Consider the following 20,494-nt stretch of genomic DNA (forward strand, 5'->3'; position numbering starts at 1 on the left):
GCCCCGACCCCGAGCGCCCGACAGGTCCCCATCACGACCGGTTGACAGCCGGCGCAACAGAAGGGAGCCATGAGCGGACACGGCGCCGCTGGGCGGCGAGGAGGCGGCGAAGGTTGCGGTGCACGCCGCCCCGTCCAGCTCGGCCGGGTGTTTAAATGCGACCCTTGGCCGCGACTCAGTCGAGACGTGGCCGACTTCTCCGGCCGCCGCTATGCCACAACGAATACTTCCCATCGCTCAACATCGGCTCGGTCTAGGCGTCAACTAATGCTGGTTGCGATCCGTTCGAGCAAATCCACTTCCTGGTTGCCAGACAAAAGTCGGGGCTCGGCGAAGGAGAATGGCGCCTGGCGCCGCACTTCGGCAAGCGCCGCGAAGTAGCGCTTGTCGGCCGTCAAGAACAAGTCGGCGTCGAGCAAGTACGCGGCGTGCTGCTCGTCGACTGGGTTCCCTGGTGTGACCTTTGCCAGAGGCTGCACCGCGCTGATTGCCCAACGTAGCCAGTTCCGGCGCACATCTTTGATCTCGAGTTCTTTCGCGACCAGGTCTACGAATGACTGTTCGTTCTTCCGGAGGATGCTCGGGTCGACCCAGCACCTGAACCAATCAGCATAGGTTGTGTCCTCGCCCGACAGTACGGCACGACTCGGTACCCTGATAAGTTGGTGCCAATACAAGCTGAACACTTGCGCGCGCCATACCTCGACGGTTCGATCTGGCCAACTCGATGGAAAGCCGGCCGCCTTGGCTGATTGCAGTTCGCCTTGCATGTGCAAAAGATCCACACTTGTCGCGCCAGCTTCCAGGTATGCGCCGCGCTGCAAGTCTTGAGTCGCCCTTACGAACTCTCGCGCGGGCGCGCCAGCAAGCACATAGCGGTGAAGTATTTTGGAGTCTCGCCGCGCTCCCTTCCACAGGCGGTTGGTCCAGAACTCGCGCAGGCGCCGTTCCGTAGCCGTGTCGGGCGTCTGAAGAAGCCACTTCGGTCGGTAGCGTCTGATGCTGGCGATCAGTTCCTCAACCTCGAGGTCTGCTTCAGTGCGCAAGCGCTCGGCGTGTGCGCCGGTTAGTGTGCGCACTATTCGGTCGCGGACGTCTTCCCGTCCAAGTTGAAGCACCTCAACTAGCACGCTAGGCGGAATGACCATTCGAATCTCCGAATCGACAGCCATCGTGCCGAGCTCGGGCCCCCTGTGGCCGTCTGCGATGTAAGACCATACGTTGGTATCGAGAATGAGTCGCACTGCACCAGCATGTCACTCCCGGGCGGAGCGGTAGTCCCAGGCCGGCGCCCGAGGCGAGGCTCCTCGGCACAGCCGATCGCGTAGGGGTCTCCTCGGCCGGACTGCGCGGCCGCGGCGGCCGGGGTAATCAACACGATCGTGCCGAAATCGGCAGGACCGCGAGCTCGGCGGGCACGCCCGGCGGCCCAGCGCCCGGATCTACCGCGTCGCGGCATGAGCGCACAGGATCCGTCCCCGCCGGGTCCTGCGCTGCGGTGCGACCATGACCGGGTGACCAAATGCGTCCTCTGCCGCGCCCCCAACGTCGAGGGCCTGTGCCCAGCGTGCACTGCACGGCTCGAGCAGCGGCGTGAGCACACCGACGGGGACTTGTATCGCGCGCTGTCGGCGATCCGGGACGCCGCTCGAGCGGTCGGGGACCGCGTAATTTTCGTCGGCTCTGACGGTCCGCGCCGGCTCGTCCGGGAGGTGGTTCCGATGGGTCAGGAGTGCCTGGCTGCTGAAGCCGCTCAACGCTTCACCGAGCTGATGCTGACGGGTCCAGCTGACCGTGTCCTCGCCTTGGTCTTTCACGGGCAGCACCAGGTCGCCCAGCAGTTCGACGTGCTCGTCAAGGAGCTCGCCGTCCTGGCCGACCTTGCTCGCGTGCCGACCGGCTGGTACGCCGCCCCACCACACTTGCGGACCGTCCTGCACGCCGCAGCGATGGTCACTCTCTTGACCAACCCGAACGCGACCTTCGAGGCCAGGCTGGCCTACGGTCTAAACCACACCCTCACCGACCTACGCGCACGGCGCCCCGAAGTGGGCCTGTGGGCGGAGCAGGAAACCGAGGCGGACGACATCGCGGAGATCGCCGAGCATCTGTTGCGGTTCGCCGAGCACGCCGGGATGAGCTTTGCCGCCCACAGAGGCGAACAGTGGATCGGCGGAGCCGCTCTCTCGGACGGCCGCCGGATAGCCGACGCTTTGGCAGTTGCCGGTGGTGTGGACGCCGGCGTGGACTACGGACTGCTGAGCTCGGCGGTGCACGGCCAACGGCGCCGGTACCTGAACCTCCTGGACGAGATGGTCGACCTCGACGCGACGGACGCCAACCCGATGGCGGTGACGCTCGTCGGCTCGTCCCGCGCCCTCTACTTGGCGGTACGCGCGACGAGAGCGCTCGTGGAGTACACCGGAGTGCCGGACGCGGCCGCCAAAGAGCGACGACTCGCCCAAGCGGGGTGGGCGCGGCTCGTATTGATTGGCCAGCGCGAGCGCAAGCACCTTCAGCGAGCGGTCGACGACCTAAACACAGTCGCACCTGACGGGGACACCGAAACAGTGACGGGCGATTCCTCGGAGAAGCCCGCCGCACCACCCAAGACGTAGCCGCCCGGAGGGTGTGCCGCTGTCAGCTTGCACGCAACGCGTCGCACCACGCGGTGCCGGTGCCCGGCGTACGGCCTCAGGTGTGCAGCATCTCGGCGTCGTCGACGCGGAGGCCGGCCAGCGCCCAGCCGACCTGCCCAAGCAGATGGGAGTCGCCGACGGGCACCGGTGGGGCCGGAAGCAGCCAATACGGCCCAGTAAAGGTTAGCGGGCCTTGATCCTGAGGGCGATCGCGCGATCAAGCAGCGTTGCGACCGTCGGTGTCATGTTTCTCAGACGCACACGATTATTGAACGAGATGAAGCCCATCTCCAGCACGAGTTTTCCGATGACCTCGTCGGCGAAACTCGAGGAAACGACGGCTTGGCCGGTGAAGTCGAGAACTACATGCGGCGCTCCCTCGTTTAGGATATTGAGAATGAAAGTTCTAAGTTCGCGCGCGGCTGCGCGGGACCCTGCGCCGCCGGCCTGCTGCCTGATGACTACAGCATGTTCACCCTCGGAAGTCTCCAACGACTCTAAAAACAAGTTCTGATGGTCATAATTGAGCGCCCTGGCAAGGCTTACGGCGTTTTTCGTGGCGAGTTGGAAGTCGACGGTGGTGCCGTGGTTGTCGGGGCCGATGACGAGTCGATCGCTATCACCGGAAACCCGATTTCCGTCGATGCGCATGGAGCCTCTGCCGGAACCAATATTTAGTCGGCCGCGGTTCTGCTCGACTATCTGAAAGAGTCCAAAAAGGCCGTTCCCTTGGTTGGTGGAAGGGTCTCTCGTTACTCCTTCCTGAATGGCTAGCGTAAGGGCATCAAATGCGCTCTTGGGCCTGTGTGTGACCGAGCTAGCCAACGAGCGCTGAATGCCAATCCCGGTGTCGGCCACACACGCGGCCAAGGTCTTGTTATTGGAGTGATGCTGCACCATGACGAATCCTGCTGGCGCTTTTGAGTGTTGTGTCACGTTATCGAGCACCTCATATAGACACCATTCCAGAGCCTCGGCGACGCCTTCGGTGCACTCAACGCGATACCGGATAGCTTCGACGATCGCAGTCGTCAAGTCATTGGCTTCTTTATGGCTTGTGTACCGCCAGACGCGCGCCATCGTTGGCTCCCTTCGAAGCGTCTCTGGCTCAACCGCAATCGGCGAGTCGAGGCGCATTGCACTAGCGGCTGGTGGTAGTCCCTCAAGCCGTATGTCGAGGCCTCGGCGCCTATAGTGCTCTATCGCCGCCACGGTTGGCACGACGGCGTTCGGGAAGAATCCCTCGGCGTCAGTAAAGTCGAGAACGAGACCGTCGCGCCCCTGTGTGACCGCTCGCCGACACTCGAGCAGAATCCGCTCGAAAGCGGCGGGGCTGCCCAGGCTCTGAACAGCGATAGTCCGGACGCGAGGCGCAGTCCTAGGCGTAGGTTCATCTTGTGCAACGGGAGGCAGCGGGGGTCGAGGCTTTTCGTTGCGATTCACTACGAGCTCCACGACCTCGCTGGCAGTCGCGGCGTCGAGCGATGTGGCGTTGCCCTCATCGGGCTCGCCGATCTCCATCAAGTGCTTGGTGATCAGGGCGGGATCGACCGCGAGTCTGCGCGCCAACTCTTCGACGGTTGTGGGTAGCATCATGAAAGTATTATGGCAGGACGCTACGTCACCGTGTCGCAAGCGAAGGCTCTCGTTGAACTGGCTTTCAAGCGGGCGGTGCGCGCAGGGGTTGCCCGGCCGTTCCGCCCTGGGCCGTCTGCCCGCGAGGTTCCGGCCGAACACGACGACGAGTGCACCAATCGACGCCGGCTACGTGTGGCTAGGCGTCCTCGTTCGGCTCCGTATCAGCGTCGCGCGGGCACCGACGTGCGATGAGACGACTGCCGCCTCCCGGTGCTAGTGCGTAACAGAAGGGCCCGCGCGACCGCCGCCATCTGCAACCTGCCAGGGCTCAGCAACTCGCTCGCTCATCGGCATGACCGGTAACTGACACGCACTCCGTCCCGCTGGATCCGGGGCCAGCCCCCTCGCGTCGCAGGTCGTCCGACCGTGGTGGCTCGATCCTTCAGAAGCACGCTGCCATCCTCGGGACTCGGGCCGAGAATTGCCGAGTTGCCCTCTCTGAGATCAAGGCGCGCCGGCTCCGCCGCCGCTCGGCCTGCGGGCGGCGCTGGCGCGCCGTCCTCGACCGACGTGGGTGCAAGGCGCTCGACGTCCATATCGCACGTCGACAAAAGCCTGGCGTCGCGTCAGCCATCCTGTGGGAATGCCCCGTCTGGGAACAGAATCGCTTCGGGCGGAACACTTGCTCCCACACCGAATACACGCCACCCTCGCTCGGGGACATAGGTTAGCGTTAAAAACCGCCAATCCTTCAGTTGCATATGGCCATACCCCGCGACGACCTTGCCCTCCAGCGATGGGTCACCTGACAACTTCACGCGAGCTATGTACGGGGCGGGATAGTCGACCATCGACGTGGGCTGGTACCTCCTGAAGGCCTCCCTAAGTTCCGCCCAGTCGATCGAGCGCCAGCCTTCCGCCTCTGGCGCAAGCAGAGCCTCAAGTGCCGCAACGTCCGGCGAGTCTTCATCGCGGAGCCCGCCAAGAAACGCCAACGCTACAACCATAGGGTTGTTCAGCGTCACGCCTCCTATTTGCCGCTCGTGCTCTGTGCCGGAGAGTGTTTCCCACTTCGGATTCTTGGTGACTCGCTGCAGGATGCCGCTGCCGTCCCTAACCCAGCGACGGCGGCGCGGGTCGAGGAAAGACACTTCTGCGCGCGGTTTGTAGGAGTCTTCATGTGCCAGCAAGGCGACAGATAGGTCAAATGTCAACGCCCGCCTCGGAGGCACCACGGCGATAGGAGACGGGGCGGTAAGAGGGCCGACAGGAGTGTCGTGGGTGCCAAGTATGACTGAAACTTGGGCATCGAATACCGGCTGGTCACCTTCATTCGCCACATGGAGTGTGACTTTCCTCTGGTACGCCCTTCGATCGCGGCGAGGGGTGTACTCCTCCGTCACCCACGCCGAGACGAGGCGGGCGACCGCGTCTTTTCGTTGATGCCAGGCGTCCAGTGCCAGGCCGAGCGCTACGAGGGTCGCGCCAACGGTCCCCACGGCAGAGACGGCCTCCCACGCGTTTGCGTCAACGGTGACGACCGTACTCGACCGCGTGTAGAGCCATACTGCCAAAACGAGAAGCGCGACACTCACGCTCAATATCCACGTCGCCCATATGCGCTTCACTGCGCCAGGGTACGTCCGGGGGCAAGCATGTGGTGATGCAGCGCGCCAGGCGAGACTGGTTCTCCACACCCCCGAGCCGCCGACCCGATCCCTGAGCATCCGCCCGCCTCCGGACCGGCTCAAGGGCGCCTGCGGCGTCACTACGTGATGAGCTGCGCTCACCCTTGACCCGAACCTCCGTCGGGCTCTGTGCTCCGCTATCGGGTCGGCGGCTCTCCCTGGCCGAGCCCCTGCCCCAAAGCCCGCGCCCCGTCGTGTCCGTTGAGAGCGGGTCCACGTGCGGGTCCACGTCGCGGCTAGAACCACCATGGCGGGTCGGGCGCGTCCACAAGTCTGACCTGCGCTTTCAGGTCGTGCGGCCAACGCACGGTTGTGTCCAGACCAAATCAGCGGCTTCGGGGTCGGTCCGCTACTCGTACCCCCAGAGCCGGTACAGCGGGACAGCCAGCACAGGTTCGACCGGCTCGCGCGCGACCTGGGTCAGCCAGTAGTCGCTGGGGCGCATGACGTGCACAACGACCTCGCCGTCCGCGTGGACCGGTTCGCTTACACCGATCCACCATGACCACGTCTCGGGCTCATTCTGCAAGCGCAACGTCCGCCCGGAGAGCACACCCACCTCACGGGCAGGCCGCGGCCGCCGATCCGGAGGAAACTGCAAGGTCGGCTGCACATGGTCGAGCCAGGACTCGTTCTCCGCGTCGTGGAGGAGCGGGTCTCGCAGTTTTGCAGCACAACCGCCCGTAGCAGCGTCGCGGTAGGTCCAGCAGTGCTCGACCGGCCACCACTGCATGGTGAGGCCAGCTTGAGGGAACCCCTTCGCCAACCAGTAAGCGAACGGGGCCGCGACGGCGAGTGCCTCCTGCTTCTCCGTGACTTCGGGTAGTTCGACGTGCCCTCGCTCGACCAGAGCGACAACTTGCCCGTCGATGAAGTAGTGCCCCGGGACGCCTATCGTCACGTCGTCGCCGACGTCTAGGTCCGGCACATGACCGACCGGTACAGGGTGACGCGTTGGCGGCGCTTCGGCCTGCCAGGCGATGTCGGGGACCCTGAACACCTCGGCGTCCCACGGCTCGCTCACGAGGCCACGCCCCTGAGCGCGACGCCTTGCTGCGCCATGAACGCGATGGGGTCGACCGGCACACCGCCGACGTGCGTCTCGAAGTGGAAGTGCGGCCCGGTGCCCACTCCGGTGTCCCCGGAGAGTGCCACGACCTGCCCACCCTCGACCGAGTCACCCGGTGCGACGAGGGCTTGCGAGAGGTGGAGGTACCACGTCTGGACACCGCCGGCGTGGTCGATGACGACCATGAGCCCCCCGGTCGCGTGCCAGGTGACCTTCGAGACGACGCCGTTGGACGCGGCGCGCAGCGGGGTCCCGGTCGCGGCCTGGAAGTCCGTGCCGGCATGGAGCTTCCAGATGCCGGTGACGGGGTGGAGTCTCATGCCGAACTCCGAGCTGATCGGGCTGGCCAGCGGAGCGGTCCAGGTCCCCTGCGGGATCGTCGACCAGTCGGCAAAGGCGGCCCCGCTCGCGCCTCCGTTCGCTGCACAGTACGAGTCGATGTCGAAGCCGCTGGCCCGGAACTCCTCCGCGGTTACGACGGCGGACACGTCGGTCGCGTCGCCCGAACCGCTGGCGTCGACGGCAGGAAGCGTCGGGATCGGCGTGCCTCCGGTCAGGGCGGCGACGATCCGGGCCGCCCGCGCTTCATGGCGCGCGTACGCGTTGGGAAACGCCGACCTCTGCACCTTCTGAGCGGCGACGGTGACGGGCATCTGCTCCCAGCCGCTAACCTCGAGCAGGCCGCCCGGACCGGCACGACCCGAGGCTGGGTCGAAGTGCGGAGACCCGGGGCCGCCGAAGAAGGCACGCGCGGAGAAGTCGGCGCGGCGGACCTCGTCAGGCGTCCCCCACCCTTGTGACGGGCGCTGCTGGAAGGGACCGACCGAGTCGCGGTCGCCGTAGCCGAGCTCGCGAAGGCCCGACTCCTGGAGTGCCGTCGCGATCGCCACGACCATGCCCCGCGTCCCCACGCCGGCTGCCGTCCCCGCGGCGACGATCGCCTGAGCGACCGCGATCTGCTCGGTCTCGCCAGGACCGAACCCGTCGACCAGGCCGCCCTCGGGGATCACTGCCACGTCGGTGAGCGGTGCCGGCACATAGCCGCCCTCCGCTCCCCCGGCGGCACTAGCGACGTCGTACCCCAAAGTTCGACACGCGGCGCGGACCTCCTGGTCTGAGCCGACTCCGGACACGCTCGCCGTGATCCCTGCGCCCACGACGAAGGCGGCGACGCCGAGGAAGCCCACGAGAGCGACGAGCTTCCAACGGTTGCGCAGGAGCCACGACGCGCCCTGCTCCGCGGCCCACTTGCCGAGCATCGTGAGGACTTCCATGTCACCTCCCTCGGCGACTCGTCGGGATCAGGCTGCTGGCTCGACGTCGGTCGCCAGCCAGGTGCCGTCGATCAGTTGGACGTGGACGCGCACGAAGTCACCCGTGGTCGGCACGTCGTAGACGCCCGCCTCGGCGTTCGCGGCCACCTCGACCGGCTGGCCGGACACCGTGACGGCGGGGACGTTCGCCGGGTCGGTGTCGCCGAGAAGGGCCATCAGCTGCGGCGTGGTGTGCGGCGCCAGCCCGGCCTGCCACGACGCCGCGTCGAGGTCAGGACGCGCCCACGCGGCCACGAAGTCTGCAGCCACCTGCGCAGCAAGCGCTGCATCGGCGCCGGTGGGGTCGACGCTGAAGGCGTCCGTGGCTCCCGCGGTGCCGGCACCGTTGTCCGTCTCGTCGGGCGCCCCAGCCGGGGCTGCGGCCGGAACGGGCGTCGGTGAGGGCTCGTCCTGAACATCGGCCGTCGGCGTGGCGGTCGGCGTGCGAACAGCAGTCGGCTCCGCCCCGGCCCCCCGGTCGTTGATCGCCCCCAGCACCATGATTGCTGCGATCAGGCCGGCGATAACCCCGAGAAGACGCAATGGCGAGTGCAGCGGCCAGCGCACGACCGGGCCGAAGATGTGCCACATCAGCGATCATCCCCCGGTGCGTCACCGTCGGGCCGTGGCGTCATGCTGATCCCGTCGGGGCGCCAGAGAACGAAGACGTCCTCCCCGTCCACGTCCCGCACATTGGCCTCGGCGATGCCAAGCGGCACTCGCTCCTCGGCACGAAGCACTCGAGGCGTCGCCGGTGCCGCTAGGTCCTCGTGCGCGCCGGCGGACTCGGATGACGCCGCTCGCCGGGCTGCCCTCCGGCCCTCGCCGGCGGTCCCGTCGCGCAGGCGCTCGGCGACGTCGTCCGACGTGTGCGCGGGGTGCTCACGGAGCGCGACTCCCCCGCCCGACATGGCCGCTCGACCGTCGGTCACGTCCACCGCTGCGTTCGAGCTGGCTCGCCGGGTCGCGACACCGCCGCTCGTGACGAAGTCGACGTCGCGCCCGGGGCGACGGGTGTGGCCAGCTTCGGCGTACTGCGGTCGCTGGCTGAAGGTGGCCCGCGCGGCGACGTCTGCACCACCGGTCCCCACCGGGCCGGCGGTCAAGGCCGGACGCACCGTCGCGCCATCGCCGGCCGCGCGGGCACCGTGCGCCACGGGGCCGTCGTTGCGCGCACTGGAGGCGGGTTCGGGCTGGACGGCGTCATCGACCCCTGCCCGGACCGCACCACGGGTCGCCGTCGTGCTGACCGCCAGCCGGCCCATGCGCCGCAGGAACTTGCCACCGGGCACCTTGCTCTTCGGCCGGAGCAGCTTGAACAAGATGAGCGGCAGCGCCAGGGCGATGACCGCCTGCAGTCCGAACGGAAGGTCCGACCGGAACACCGCCGACACAAGGGAGAGGTTGACCAGTGCCCCGATCCAGTAAAGCGGCCCCATAATGAGGAACCGCCCGAGCTGACCGACGACGCCGATCACCCATCCGCGGGCGATCTCGAGCATCCCGAAGACACCGAGCGCCGGCGCGAGCGGGATGAACAGTCGCGTCACCGTGTACGCGATCACGACGAAGACCCCGGCCACGAGCAGGAACGGCATCGTGATCGCCGTCATGATCGTCACCGTGGCGGCCGCGTCCCACCGTCCCTGATTACCGGTGAGCTGCTGGTAAGCCAGCGGGTCGGCGCTCGCCAGCTTGGCGGCGGTCTGCGTCCAGAGCTCCTTCTTCTCTTCAATGATGACCTGCCCTGCGGCCGGATCGTCGTCGAGGGTCTGCGCCTCCCACCAGGTCAGGTGCGACGCGCGGAACAGGTCTGGCCCGAGCTCACGCGCCACGGCGCTGTCCGAAGAACCGACTGTCCCCTCGAGCCACGCGGTGTAGAGACTGTTCCGGTTGATGTCGTCGACCTGAAGCGTGAGTGCGTCGGCGGCGTCCTCCACGCTCCCGGTCGAGCTCGCCTGCGCGGACGCGGTGACCGTCTCCTGGATCAGCCCGTCGACCGCGCGGGCCGACGAGACCGGGTAGCTGATGATGTAGGTCGTCGCGACGAGGACGAGGACCGCCCAGCCGGCCGAGGTGACGGCGTTGGAGATCTCGGCGCGCGTGGCGGCGACCAGCACGGTCCCGGCGACCAGCAGGAGAGCAACCGTGATCCACGGCGCCCACACCCCCGCTCGTACCGTCTCGGTGGCCTCGGTGATGGTCCGGTCCAGGGGCTCGAGCCACGTCGGGTCGACGACGAAACCGAGCGTGCTGTGCACGAGCGCGTTGGTGCTCGCCGCTCCCGCCAGCAGCAGGTTGCCCACGCCCGTCACGAAGTTCGGACCCCATGCGGCCCCAGGCACGCAGCCGTTGTCGTAGTTCACCCAGCGGTAGCTGTAGCCGTACACCTCCGAGATCGCGACGTCGGGATCGGTGAACGGGTCCCCAGGGCTGACATCCGCGGGCGCCGGCGCGAGCTTCCCCGGTAGCCCCGCGGTCGGCCGGTTCGGCGCCGGCGCCGGTGCGCACGCCTTCCCCGACGGGCCAGGAATGAGCGGGTCGACCGCCGTCGATGCGCCGGAGGGCATCGGGGAGGCCGCCGCCACCGGTGCCGCGACGAGCATGCCGAGGCAGGCCAGCAGCAGGGCACCCAGCCAACCGATCCTGGTCACCCTCCCTGCGTTCATCACGCCACCACCTCGGCGCCCTCGTCCACCAGCTGAAGGGAACGGCGCTTGGTCGGGTCGGCGGTGGTGTCCAGCGCAGCCGACAGGGCCGAGTGGTTGGTGAAGTCGATCCGGATCTTCTCGATGCCGCCGCGCCCGCCGTCACCGCCCATGCCGTCGCGAAAGATGAACTCGCGCGGCTCCTGGTTGCGCTCGGCAGACCGGCGCGATCGCGGGCTCAGCCGGCCCATCACGGCCTCGTAGCCCACGCCGACTGGTAGCCCCAGGAGCCGACAGGCGTCGGCCTGCGCCTGCTCGTCGGTCGTCTTGCCGACGAAGGCCGCGCCCACGAAGTTGTTGATGTTCTGGCCGAGCACGTTGCTCGCGTTCTGCGTCGACAGCAGCGCGGCGATGTTGTGCTTGCGGGTGTCGGTCGCGACCTTCTGCACGAGCGTCGCACCGGTACCGACCTTGGTGATCTCGTGGGCCTCGTCGATCGCGATGCCCTTCCGCTCGTGCACGTCAGCGCGGTACACGTTGCGCAGCGCGGACCACGCCGCCAGGTTCATGATCGGCCGGCTCATGAGCTCGTCGTAGGACCAGTCCTCGCGCGGCTTGTTCTCCTGCGCCTGAACGAGGCCCTTGAGGTTGAACACCGTCAGCCGCGGAGTGCTGACCTCGCCCCCGTCGTGGCCGCGGCCCGGCGTCGCGAAGAACAGCCGTGAGAGCTCGCGTTCCTTCGCCTCCCGCAGTCGGGCGTGGATGGTGCGCGCGACCGAGTCGTCCCCCTGAGCGCGTGCCGCCAGCTCGGAGAGCACCGCCTCGACCGTGGAGTTCTGCGTCGCCGCCGCCGCGGAGATCGCGTCGCGCAGGACGCTCTGCACGTCCTCGCGCATGGCCGTCGCGGGCGGCAGGCACCAGCGCAGCGTGTCGTAGGCGAGGTCCCGGCGCTGAGCCTCCGCGGCGCTCACCGCCAGCCGCCACGCGACCTCAGGGTTCTCCTCGTCGCGGAACCACTGCCGCAGCGGGTTGCGGACCATCGCGTACGGATTCAGGGTCCCCGGCTCGGAGTCGAGGAGGTTCACGTTGAGCGCCATGCCGCGGAACTCGGGCAGCATCGTCAGCGCCCCGAGGCGACCGGACGGATCCATGATCGTCCAGGCCACTCCTTGGGCGCAGGTCTTGTAGACAATGCCGCCCATCAGCCACGACTTGCCGGCTCCCAGGCCACCCACCAGCGGCACTAGGCCGGAGCCCTCGACCACTTCTGGTCCGTACCAGGGATCCCAGGTGACCGCCCGCTCGGCGAACCCCGCGGTGTACCCGAGCAGCACGCCGCGCTTGTCTCCCACCTCCGCGGTCGCCGCCGGCACGCCCGCGGCCAGCTTGAGGATGGGCATCCGCCGGGTGTGCCCGGAGTTGGCCAGCGGCTCGCCGGGGACGAACTCGCGGGCCAGGCGGTACTGGTCGAACTCGCGCTCGACCTTGATGTTCGGCTTGTAGAGGTTCTGCACCGCGGTCGCCCGGGCGAGCGCCTCCTCCTCGGTGGGGCCCGAGACGGCGATCCGGAACCACCCGCGCGTGCGGGTGCGCAGCCCGTCGAAGCCGGAGCGCATCTCGTCCTCGACCTCGCTCGCCCGCGCCGACTGGCGGCTGAGCTGGCGGGGCGGCTCCTTGTCGTGGTCCTTCACGTAGTGGTCGATCTGCGCCACGATCCGGTCCGACAGCTTGTTCATCTCACGCGTCGTGTCCTCGGGACGCCGGACATCGACCCGGAACGACCACTCCACCGGGAAGCGGAGCTTGTCGGTCTTGGCGATCCAGGGCTCCTCCTTCTCCGGGATGTTCAGCTCGCCCATGCGACCCACGGTGAGCACCACGACGTGCCGCGCCAGACGCCGGTCGCCCATCGTGGACTCGACCCGGGTCGACAGGGCGAGCGGCTCGGCGGTCCAGTCGACGGCGCCCGCGAACTCGTCGAGGTCCTCCTTGGTCCAGGAGTGCTCCTCGATCGTGTCCTGCTGCGGCACCGGGCAGCCGAGGGCGAACGAGCGTGCGAGCAGCCACGCCATGTCGTTGCCCACCGCGGGGATCGCCTCGATGCCGGGGCCGGCCATGATTGCGTCGGTCTCGTCGAGCTTGGCCTGCAACGCCTCCCGCTCGCGCCGGGCGACGTCGGACACCACGCGCGACGTCACGTCGACGACGGTGGAACGCGTGCCGAGGTCCACACCGAAGTACACGAGCTTGTCGCTCTGCATCCGGGTCGACAGCTGAAGCTGGTCGCGCTCGAGGATCTTCTCGAAGCCCTGGGTCGGTGCGGGCGAGTTGCGGTACGCCGCCTCGGCCCACGTCGCCACCGGGTAGGGCCGGCTGGTGATGCGGCCGTACATCGTGCGACCGGTGAGCTCAGCGAGCTGGGCGGCCATCGCCGTGATGAGCGACTCGCCGTCCGCGACGGAGCGGAAGCTCCACATCTGCGGGTCGAGCAGGTACCACGCGGTCATCCGGCGGTCGGTGAAGGTGACGTTGTTGGCCACCCGGGACAGCGCCCACTTCATCTCCGTGCCGTGCGGCTTGGGGACGTCCGGGTGCGACGACCGACGCCGGGCCGCCTTGGCCGGCTGACCCGTGACGGCCTCCTCCTCCGAGGGGTCGTAGTCGATCAACGGCTCGTCCTCGGCGTGCGGCTTGCCCTTGACGAACAACCCCTTGAGATCGATGTGCATCAGGATCCCTTGCTTGCAGCAGCGTGGTTCGCGTAGGAGCGCCACCGACGACGTCCCGTGGGCATCGGCTGCGGCGCACCGATCTCAGTGGTGCGGGCACGGAAGGCGCGCGTCGCCCGGCTCCGCTGACCCTTGGTGACCGCGCGTCGGGCGGTGAGCTCGTGCACGAAGGTCTGAATGAGCACGCCGACCGGACGCTCCTGGCTCGTGTGGTCGACCAGCCAGCCGGTCAGCCAGGCCGTCCCGATGGTGAGCAGCCCTACCGACAGCAGCGAGTACCCGATGCCGCTCTGGTTGATCGTGACGAGGCCCAGCAGGAACACCACGGGCCCGATGAGGATGGCGCGGTAGCGGAACCGCCCGATGTACCGCCCGGGCGGGCCGAGGTAGGTCTGGTCGACGTCGTAAATCTCGTCGTCGTCGGGCAGGCGCATGGGAAGCCTCAGGCTCGGAAGAGGTTGACGATCCACACACCGATGTCGGCTGCCGCACCGGTGGTGGCGAGCGCGAGGATGGCCACGCCGATGACGGCGCACGCGCCGATGGTGACGACCTTGGAGATGTTGCCGTTCTTCCCCGCCCACAGGGCGGTCGCCGCGATGAGCAGCAGGATGATCGTGATGACGTTGTTCTGGATCCAGGCCGACAGGCCCGTGGTCCCGAATCCGCCGGCCTGCGTGGCCAGGGTCTGCGCCGTGGTGAGAGCGCTCATGAGTGCCTCCGTGTTCGGTCGGTCTGGATGTGCGGCGCGTCAGCGCGCCTGACGACGTCGAGCACCTGCTCGAGACTCGTGGTGTAGCTCCGTCGCACGTGACCACTCACGCGTCACGTCGCAGCGGATACCGGGTGCCGCGCCGCGCCTGAACAGAGGCGTCCTCATGAGACACGGGGCGACAAATCGGTGTCAATGGCACCGCCATGGTCCCCTGCGTCACACCCGGCTCGGTCACGCGTCTCACGGCGGGGGCCGCGCGGCCACTCCGAAGGCGTCGGCCATGCCGTCCACGTTGGCTGTCGCCGCCGGCGCACCGGACGCCGGGGGGCCCCGACCGCCTGAACCCACGCCATCGAGCCGCGGTACCGCTGCCGCGGGAGCACGCCGCTCCCGCTAGTCAAACTGCTAGTCGATGCCCCCGGTTCGGACCGGCCAGCAGCGTGCCGCCCCGTACGTCGAGCCCGCTCGAGACGGCGGCCGGGTGCGCGCCAGAGGTCCCTGACACGGAAGAGGTCACTGGTTCGATCCCAGTATCGCCCACCAGCATCACAGCAGGCCGCTCCGGGAAGATCCGGGGCGGCCTTTGCGCTGCTCCGAGCGGGTCGGTCCGCGACCGTCTCGCTCGAGGCCTGCACCACCGGCCGACGATGGTCGCCGCCGCGGTGACCCGCCTCACGCGCTTCTCGGCGTGCGCCGTCGCAGCGACCGTCGGCGCGTGTCCGCTCGCCGGCTGCCGGTCGACGGTCCGCGCCCACCACCGCGGTGCCATCATGGGTGGATGACGACGTACTCCCGCACGAAGGAGTTCGAGGGCGCGACCTTCGTCAGGGCGAGCTTCAAGGGCGCGACCCTGCGGTTCTCGGACGTCAGCGGTGTGACGATGCGCGGCGTCGACGTCGGCGGCCTCGACATCGACAGCCACGACCTGTTCTTCGGCAGCCTGATCGTCAACGGGGTCGACGTGGTGCCGCTGGTGGACGCCGAGCTGAACCGGCAGTTCCCGGGCCGCGAGCTGCAGAAGGCGCAGACGCCCGAGGGCCTGCGCGCGGGGTGGGTCGCCGTCCAGTCCGCGTGGCAGACCACCGTGGACGCCGCGCCGGCCCATCTCGTCGACGCCCACGTCGAGGACGAGTGGTCCCTGGCCCAGACGTTGCGGCACCTGGTCCTGGCGACCGACGCGTGGTTGCGTGGCGGGATCCTGCGGATCGAGCAGCCGTTCCACGAGATCGGCCAGATCTTCACCGGGGCGCAGGAGATGGGCTTCGACATGTCGGTCTTCCGGACGGATCCGCCGCCCCTCGAGGAGGTCCTCGCGGTCCGCGCCGAGCGACAGCAGCTCGTCACCGACTTCCTGGCCACGGCGACGCCGGAGCTGCTCGCGGAGGAGCGCGACGACCCCTGGGGCGGCGGTGACTGGCACCCGAGCGTGGGCGACTGCATCCGGGTGATCCTCGAGGAGGAGTGGGCGCACCTGCGCTACGTGCGACGGGACCTGGCGCTCCTGGGCTGAGCCGACGAGCCCGCGGGTCGTCGTCGTCGGCCGGGCGCGGGCGGTGGTCGCACGCACTCAGGTGCGCCTGGTCGCAGCCGATGCGTCAGTGAGGCGGGACGCACCCGCAGCCGGTTCGTGCGCAGGACGGACGCACGTTCCTCCTCATCGACGAGCTCTTCTCGCCGGACGGCTCCGCATTCGTCGGGCTCTTCCTGTGGGACGCGGACGGCACGTTCGACGAGATCCGTGTGGACGACGTCGCTCGCCCCAACGGTGTTCCCGGTGGCCAAGCGGTCCCGGCCGACGCCCAGGACGTCGTCGACGCGCGGTTGGCGGAGCTCGGCGACTACGTCCTCGAGCCCATCGACGTGGAGCCGTTCACGGTGACGCTCGACGGCGTGACGTTCGGCTGGCGGATCGGCGAGTACGACGACGGCACGCACGACATCGACGTCGAACCGGGCGACGTCATCGCGGACCACGATCCGTTCGACGGGCTCTGGTACGACACCTGACGGCGTCGGTCCCCGGGGCCACGGGAGCAGGTCGCCGCTGCGCGCACCGCGGCGAACGCCGGGACGCGGACGGGGGCGACCGGGACTCTGGCGCCGCGGCGATCACCGCGAGTAGCGTCCCGAGCGACGGCGGATCTCGGGGCCCGGCGGTCGCGGACCGGCGGGTGACCCGCCGCCGACGGCGCGGCCCGGGGAGCGACGATGGAGCCGACAGGCGCGGATGACGAACGCGCGGGGACGCCCGACCCGGCCGACGTCACCAGGAGGCGCGAGCAACCCGCGAGCGTGCACGGCGCCCGACCACCGGTGCCGTCGTCCCCGTCGCTCGTCGCCGACTCGGTGATCGCCCGTCCGCTCGCCGAGGAGCTGCAGGACGCGCCCCCCGCCGCGCTGTTCGACGTCACCATCGAGCTCAACACCTCCCACCCCGGTGGCATCGGCGGCGCCCTGGAGGACGTGCAGGCGGTGCTGCACGCGCTGGGCGTCACCCGGCCTGCCCGGGTCACGACCCTGTACGTCACCCTGGACCTGACGGCCGACCAGATCCGCGCGCTGGTCGAGGCCGACGAGGGCGCCGCCCTGCACGCCCACCACGCACGCCGCAGCCGCTCCGCGGCCGGCGCTCCACGTCGGGCGATCCACCGCATCTGGCCCAACTTCCGCACCCACCAGCTGATCCACCGCACGATCATCACGACCAAGTGCGCCGCGGCGCAGCGGTCCTTCGACGCGTCCGGGGAGGGCGTGGTGTGGGCGGTGCTGGACTCCGGGATCGACGCCACGCATCCGCACTTCGCCAAGCACGACACCCTGGAGGGCGATCTGCACCGTAGCTTCGTGCCCGGTGAGACCGACGCGGACGCGCTCCGGGACGCCAGCGGGCACGGCACCCACGTCGCCGGGATCATCGCCGGCGAGCACAAGGCGGCGTCCAAGACCAAGCCGATCGTGGCCGCGACGTGGTACCGCACGGGCAACGAGATGACCGGGGTGGAGCGTGTGCTGCTCCCCCGCATCTCCGGCATGGCGCCGCTGTGCAAGCTCGTGTCCTGCAAGGTGCTGCGCGACGACGGCTCGGGGGACGTCGCCGCCCTGCTCGACGCGCTGGAGTACATCCAGACCCTCAACCGCGGCGGCGCGGACCTGCACGTGCACGGCGTCAACCTGTCCGTCGGCTACCCGTTCAACCCCGAGTGGTTCGCCACCGGGCTGACGCCGGTGTGCCGGGAGGTCGACCGGCTGGTCCGCAGCGGGGTGGTGGTCGTCGTCGCGGCCGGCAACACCGGTGGCGGGTACGCCCTGGACCGGCAGAAGCGGCAGATGCAGCTCGGGTTCGACATGACGATCAACGACCCGGGCAACGCCGAGCACGCCATCACGGTGGGGGCGACGTCGACGTCCCCGCACTCCACCGGGATCTCCTACTTCTCCTCGAAGGGCCCCACCGGGGACGGCCGGCTCAAGCCCGATCTCGTCGCGCCCGGTGAGCGGGTGCTGAGCGCCGGCACCGGCGAGCTGCTGCAGGCGGCCCGCCGGGCGGTGCCGGACGCGCTCTACGTCGAGGACTCGGGGACGTCCATGGCGGCGCCGCACGTGTCGGGCGTCGCCGCCGCCTTCCTGTCCGTGCACCGGGAGTTCGTCGGCCGGCCGGACGACGTCAAACGGATCCTCATGAGCACCGCGTCCGACCTCGGCCGCGCCCGGACCTTCCAGGGCAGCGGCCTCGTCGACGCCATGCGGGCGATCCAGAGCATCTGAGAGGAGAGGTCGATGAGCCTGCCGTACCGCGAGGTGGAGTTCGAGAAGGACGGGACGGTCCACGACAGCGCCCAGGTGGACGCCGTCCTGGGCATGCTCGACGACGAGCGCGCCACCGACGTGCTGCTGATGATCCACGGCTGGAACAACGACATGCCCGCCGCCCGCCGGATGTACGACGCGCTCGCCGACAGCATCGACGCCGCCCGGCCGCACGTCGCGGCGGCGCGGACCCGGCGGATCGCCGTGGTCGGTGTGCTGTGGCCCTCCATCAGGTGGGCCGACGACGTCGCGGGCGGTGGGGTGGGCCTCGCCGACGGGGAGACCCGCCTGCGGGCCGACATCGCCGACCGCGTCGAGGACACCACGGCGGCCGCCCGGCTCGAGGACCTCGTGCCGCGCCTGGAGACCGACCCCGAGGCCCGGCGTGAGTACCTGCGCGTGCTGCGCGACCTGCTGCCCCCCGCGGACCTGGTGGACGACGACGACGCGGTCCCCACGGCCCTGCGGGACCGGGCCGCGGACGCCGACGTGGCGTTCGACCTCGCCGGCTCGGCGACCGACCTGGAGAACGCCCCCGAGCTCGGCGGTGGCGCCGCCGGCTTCAGCCTCGGCGGCTTCCTCGACGGCGCCCGCAAGCTGCTCAACACCGTGACGTACTACGCGATGAAGGCGCGGGCGGGGACGGTGGGCACGCGGGGCGTCGCGTCCCTGCTGGAGACGATCGTGACCGAGACCGGGCGGCGGGGGCAGCACGTGCGGGTGCACCTGCTGGGGCACTCCTTCGGCGCCCGGGTCGCCGCGGCCGCCGCCGCGCACACCGGGGCGACGGTGCACTCGGTCAGCCTGCTGCAGGGCGCGTTCAGCCACTACGGGTTCGCCGAGGACTGGGACGGCGCCGGCGGGCGGGGCCTGTTCCAGGCCGTGCCCGCGCGCCTGTCCGGGCCGCTGCTGGTCACCCACACCCGGAACGACACGGCCATCGGCCTGGCCTACGCCATCGCCTCCCGGCTGGCGAACCAGGTCGCCGCCGGCCTCGGCGACGCCGACGACGTCTACGGCGGGATCGGCCGCAACGGCGCGCTGAAGTCGTCAGCGGCGCGGGGACCGGGAGGCACCCTGGGAGCCGTGGGCGCCAGCTACGACTTCGCCCCGCGGACCATCACGAACCTCCGGTCGGACGAGTTCATCGCCGACCACAGCGCCGTCACCGGCAGGGAGGTCGGGTACGCCGTGCTCAGCGCGGTCGTGACCGGGTAGCGGGGGCGGCGATGAGGTTCGGCGCGCCGGCCGGTCCCTTCCCTGACCGCATCCGCCACCGACCACACCGGAGTGCACCGTGGGACTGATCCACCTCGAGCTGTTCGCCACCCTGGACCTCGTCGGGCAGGCGCCCGGCGGCCCCGACGAGGACCCGGTCGGGTTCGCGTTCGGTGGCTGGCAGGCACCGCTGCTGGACGACGTCGGCGGCGGCCAGGTCGCGTCGGCGTACCAGGGCACCGACGCCCTGCTGCTGGGCCGGCGGACGTACGACATCTTCGCCGCCTACTGGCCGCACCAGGTGCACGGCGACGACAGGAGCATCGCCACCCTGTTCAACCGGGTCCCCAAGTACGTCGCCTCCCGGGGTAGGCCGGACCTCTCCTGGAACCGGTCCACCCAGCTCGGCCGTGACCTGGCCGGCGCGGTGCGCGAGGTGCGAGACCGGCACGAGCACGTGAGAGTCGTCGGCAGCCTCGACCTGGTGCAGACCCTGCTGCGGGACCAGCTGTGGGACCGCCTCGACCTGTGGGTGCACCCGATCATGCTCGGCACCGGCAAGCGAGTGCTGGCGGGCGGCGTCGTCCCCACCAACCTCACGCTGCTCGAGCCGCCGGTGGCCGGCCCGAGCGGCACGGTGCTCCTGCGGTACGCGCTCGCTGCCGGCACACCCGCCACGGGTGACATGACCGCGCCCGACCGCGCAGTCGGGCACTGACGGGCCCGTCCCTCACACCTCGGCGGCGAGGGCCTGCTCGACGGACGCGTGGATGGTGAACGTCCGCAGCAGCCCGGCGATGCGCAGCACCCGCAGCACCCGGGCGTCGTCGACCACGAGCTCCAGTCGTCCGCCGGTGCCGCGGAACCGCTTGAGCCCTCCCACCAGGACGCCGACGCCGGTGGAGTCGATGAAGGTGACCGCGGTGAGGTCCACGAGCACGTCGCTGACGTCGGCGTCGGCCAGGCGCACGAGCTCGCGGCGCAGCGGTGCGGCGCCCGCCACGTCGAGCTGACCGGCGACGTGCACGACCGCGCGGCCGTCGTTCGCGACGGAGTGCACGGCACCCTCCTCAGGTTCGTCGGTCAGAGT

Annotated in this window: 17 protein-coding genes; 6 read left to right on the plus strand and 11 right to left on the minus strand. The window is 69.4% G+C overall.

All coding sequences use genetic code 11. From position 1 onward, the window contains the following. Positions 1-260: 260 nt before the first annotated feature. On the minus strand, positions 261-1,244 hold the full coding sequence (locus tag Q0840_RS18015) for a hypothetical protein (protein WP_298462224.1): 984 nt from the start codon (positions 1,242-1,244) through the stop codon (positions 261-263). A gap of 270 nt (positions 1,245-1,514) precedes the next feature. On the opposite strand from Q0840_RS18015, the gene Q0840_RS18020 reads away from it, so the two are divergent. Next, on the plus strand, positions 1,515-2,618 hold the full coding sequence (locus Q0840_RS18020) for a hypothetical protein (protein WP_298462227.1): 1,104 nt from the start codon (positions 1,515-1,517) through the stop codon (positions 2,616-2,618). A gap of 204 nt (positions 2,619-2,822) precedes the next feature. Here Q0840_RS18020 and Q0840_RS18025 read toward each other — a convergent pair whose 3' ends face one another. The 9 genes from Q0840_RS18025 to Q0840_RS18065 all read right to left on the minus strand — a co-directional run bounded on the left by Q0840_RS18025 (position 2,823) and on the right by Q0840_RS18065 (position 14,376). Next, positions 2,823-4,235, minus strand: a complete 1,413-nt coding sequence (locus Q0840_RS18025) for an STAS-like domain-containing protein (RefSeq protein ID WP_298462231.1) — start codon at positions 4,233-4,235, stop codon at positions 2,823-2,825. Between the two features lie 608 nt (positions 4,236-4,843). Beyond that, positions 4,844-5,845: a hypothetical protein gene (locus Q0840_RS18030; protein WP_298462233.1), complete on the minus strand. Its 1,002-nt coding sequence runs from the start codon at positions 5,843-5,845 to the stop codon at positions 4,844-4,846. A gap of 409 nt (positions 5,846-6,254) precedes the next feature. Next, a complete protein-coding gene (locus tag Q0840_RS18035; RefSeq protein WP_298462236.1) occupies positions 6,255-6,929 on the minus strand; it encodes a hypothetical protein in 675 nt (224 codons plus the stop codon). Next, the gene (locus Q0840_RS18040) at positions 6,926-8,248 is read right to left on the minus strand and encodes a M23 family metallopeptidase (RefSeq protein ID WP_298462242.1); all 1,323 of its coding nucleotides are present in this window, start codon (positions 8,246-8,248) and stop codon (positions 6,926-6,928) included. The genes Q0840_RS18035 and Q0840_RS18040 overlap by 4 nt, the downstream gene beginning before the upstream one ends. A gap of 27 nt (positions 8,249-8,275) precedes the next feature. Continuing rightward, a complete protein-coding gene (locus Q0840_RS18045; protein ID WP_298462245.1) occupies positions 8,276-8,854 on the minus strand; it encodes a hypothetical protein in 579 nt (192 codons plus the stop codon). Between the two features lie 23 nt (positions 8,855-8,877). Beyond that, positions 8,878-10,941, minus strand: a complete 2,064-nt coding sequence (locus tag Q0840_RS18050) for a hypothetical protein (RefSeq protein WP_298462249.1) — start codon at positions 10,939-10,941, stop codon at positions 8,878-8,880. Between the two features lie 14 nt (positions 10,942-10,955). After that, positions 10,956-13,664: an ATP-binding protein gene (locus Q0840_RS18055; protein WP_298462251.1), complete on the minus strand. Its 2,709-nt coding sequence runs from the start codon at positions 13,662-13,664 to the stop codon at positions 10,956-10,958. After that, positions 13,664-14,098, minus strand: coding sequence for a hypothetical protein (locus tag Q0840_RS18060; protein WP_298462253.1), 435 nt, complete (start codon positions 14,096-14,098; stop codon positions 13,664-13,666). Before Q0840_RS18060 ends, Q0840_RS18055 begins: the two co-directional genes overlap by 1 nt. Before the next feature lie 8 nt (positions 14,099-14,106). Further along, on the minus strand, positions 14,107-14,376 hold the full coding sequence (locus Q0840_RS18065; RefSeq protein ID WP_298462256.1) for a hypothetical protein: 270 nt from the start codon (positions 14,374-14,376) through the stop codon (positions 14,107-14,109). A 781-nt stretch (positions 14,377-15,157) separates the two neighbouring features. Between Q0840_RS18065 and Q0840_RS18070 the strand changes: the two genes are divergently transcribed. The 5 genes from Q0840_RS18070 (at position 15,158) to Q0840_RS18090 (ending at position 20,122) form a co-directional block, all read left to right on the plus strand. Beyond that, positions 15,158-15,889 (plus strand): DinB family protein, encoded by a 732-nt coding sequence (locus tag Q0840_RS18070; RefSeq protein ID WP_298462259.1) that lies wholly within the window; start codon positions 15,158-15,160, stop codon positions 15,887-15,889. A gap of 230 nt (positions 15,890-16,119) precedes the next feature. After that, a complete protein-coding gene (locus Q0840_RS18075) occupies positions 16,120-16,386 on the plus strand; it encodes a hypothetical protein (protein ID WP_298462262.1) in 267 nt (88 codons plus the stop codon). A gap of 201 nt (positions 16,387-16,587) precedes the next feature. Further along, the gene (locus Q0840_RS18080) at positions 16,588-18,144 is read left to right on the plus strand and encodes a S8 family peptidase (RefSeq protein WP_298462265.1); all 1,557 of its coding nucleotides are present in this window, start codon (positions 16,588-16,590) and stop codon (positions 18,142-18,144) included. A gap of 12 nt (positions 18,145-18,156) precedes the next feature. Beyond that, on the plus strand, positions 18,157-19,404 hold the full coding sequence (locus Q0840_RS18085) for a hypothetical protein (protein WP_298462268.1): 1,248 nt from the start codon (positions 18,157-18,159) through the stop codon (positions 19,402-19,404). 79 nt (positions 19,405-19,483) lie between these two features. Continuing rightward, positions 19,484-20,122: a dihydrofolate reductase family protein gene (locus Q0840_RS18090; protein WP_298462271.1), complete on the plus strand. Its 639-nt coding sequence runs from the start codon at positions 19,484-19,486 to the stop codon at positions 20,120-20,122. Between the two features lie 12 nt (positions 20,123-20,134). Here the strand turns inward: Q0840_RS18090 and Q0840_RS18095 are convergent, their stop codons facing one another. Continuing rightward, on the minus strand, positions 20,135-20,464 hold the full coding sequence (locus Q0840_RS18095) for an STAS domain-containing protein (protein ID WP_298462274.1): 330 nt from the start codon (positions 20,462-20,464) through the stop codon (positions 20,135-20,137). Between the last annotated feature and the right edge of the window lie 30 nt (positions 20,465-20,494).

Origin of the sequence: uncultured Cellulomonas sp. (genome assembly GCF_947494015.1) — a bacterium.
Lineage (GTDB): Bacteria > Actinomycetota > Actinomycetes > Actinomycetales > Cellulomonadaceae > Pengzhenrongella.

Excerpts from the sequence above, each read along its gene's own strand:
- Q0840_RS18025 (WP_298462231.1), bottom strand. The coding sequence starts at position 4,235 with ATGATGCTACCCACAACCGTCGAAGAGTTGGCGCGCAGACTCGCGGTC.
- Q0840_RS18040 (WP_298462242.1), bottom strand. The coding sequence starts at position 8,248 with ATGGAAGTCCTCACGATGCTCGGCAAGTGGGCCGCGGAGCAGGGCGCG.
- Q0840_RS18055 (WP_298462251.1), bottom strand. The coding sequence starts at position 13,664 with ATGCACATCGATCTCAAGGGGTTGTTCGTCAAGGGCAAGCCGCACGCC.
- Q0840_RS18060 (WP_298462253.1), bottom strand. The coding sequence starts at position 14,098 with ATGCGCCTGCCCGACGACGACGAGATTTACGACGTCGACCAGACCTAC.
- Q0840_RS18065 (WP_298462256.1), bottom strand. The coding sequence starts at position 14,376 with ATGAGCGCTCTCACCACGGCGCAGACCCTGGCCACGCAGGCCGGCGGA.
- Q0840_RS18070 (WP_298462259.1), top strand. The coding sequence starts at position 15,158 with ATGACGACGTACTCCCGCACGAAGGAGTTCGAGGGCGCGACCTTCGTC.
- Q0840_RS18080 (WP_298462265.1), top strand. The coding sequence starts at position 16,588 with ATGGAGCCGACAGGCGCGGATGACGAACGCGCGGGGACGCCCGACCCG.
- Q0840_RS18085 (WP_298462268.1), top strand. The coding sequence starts at position 18,157 with ATGAGCCTGCCGTACCGCGAGGTGGAGTTCGAGAAGGACGGGACGGTC.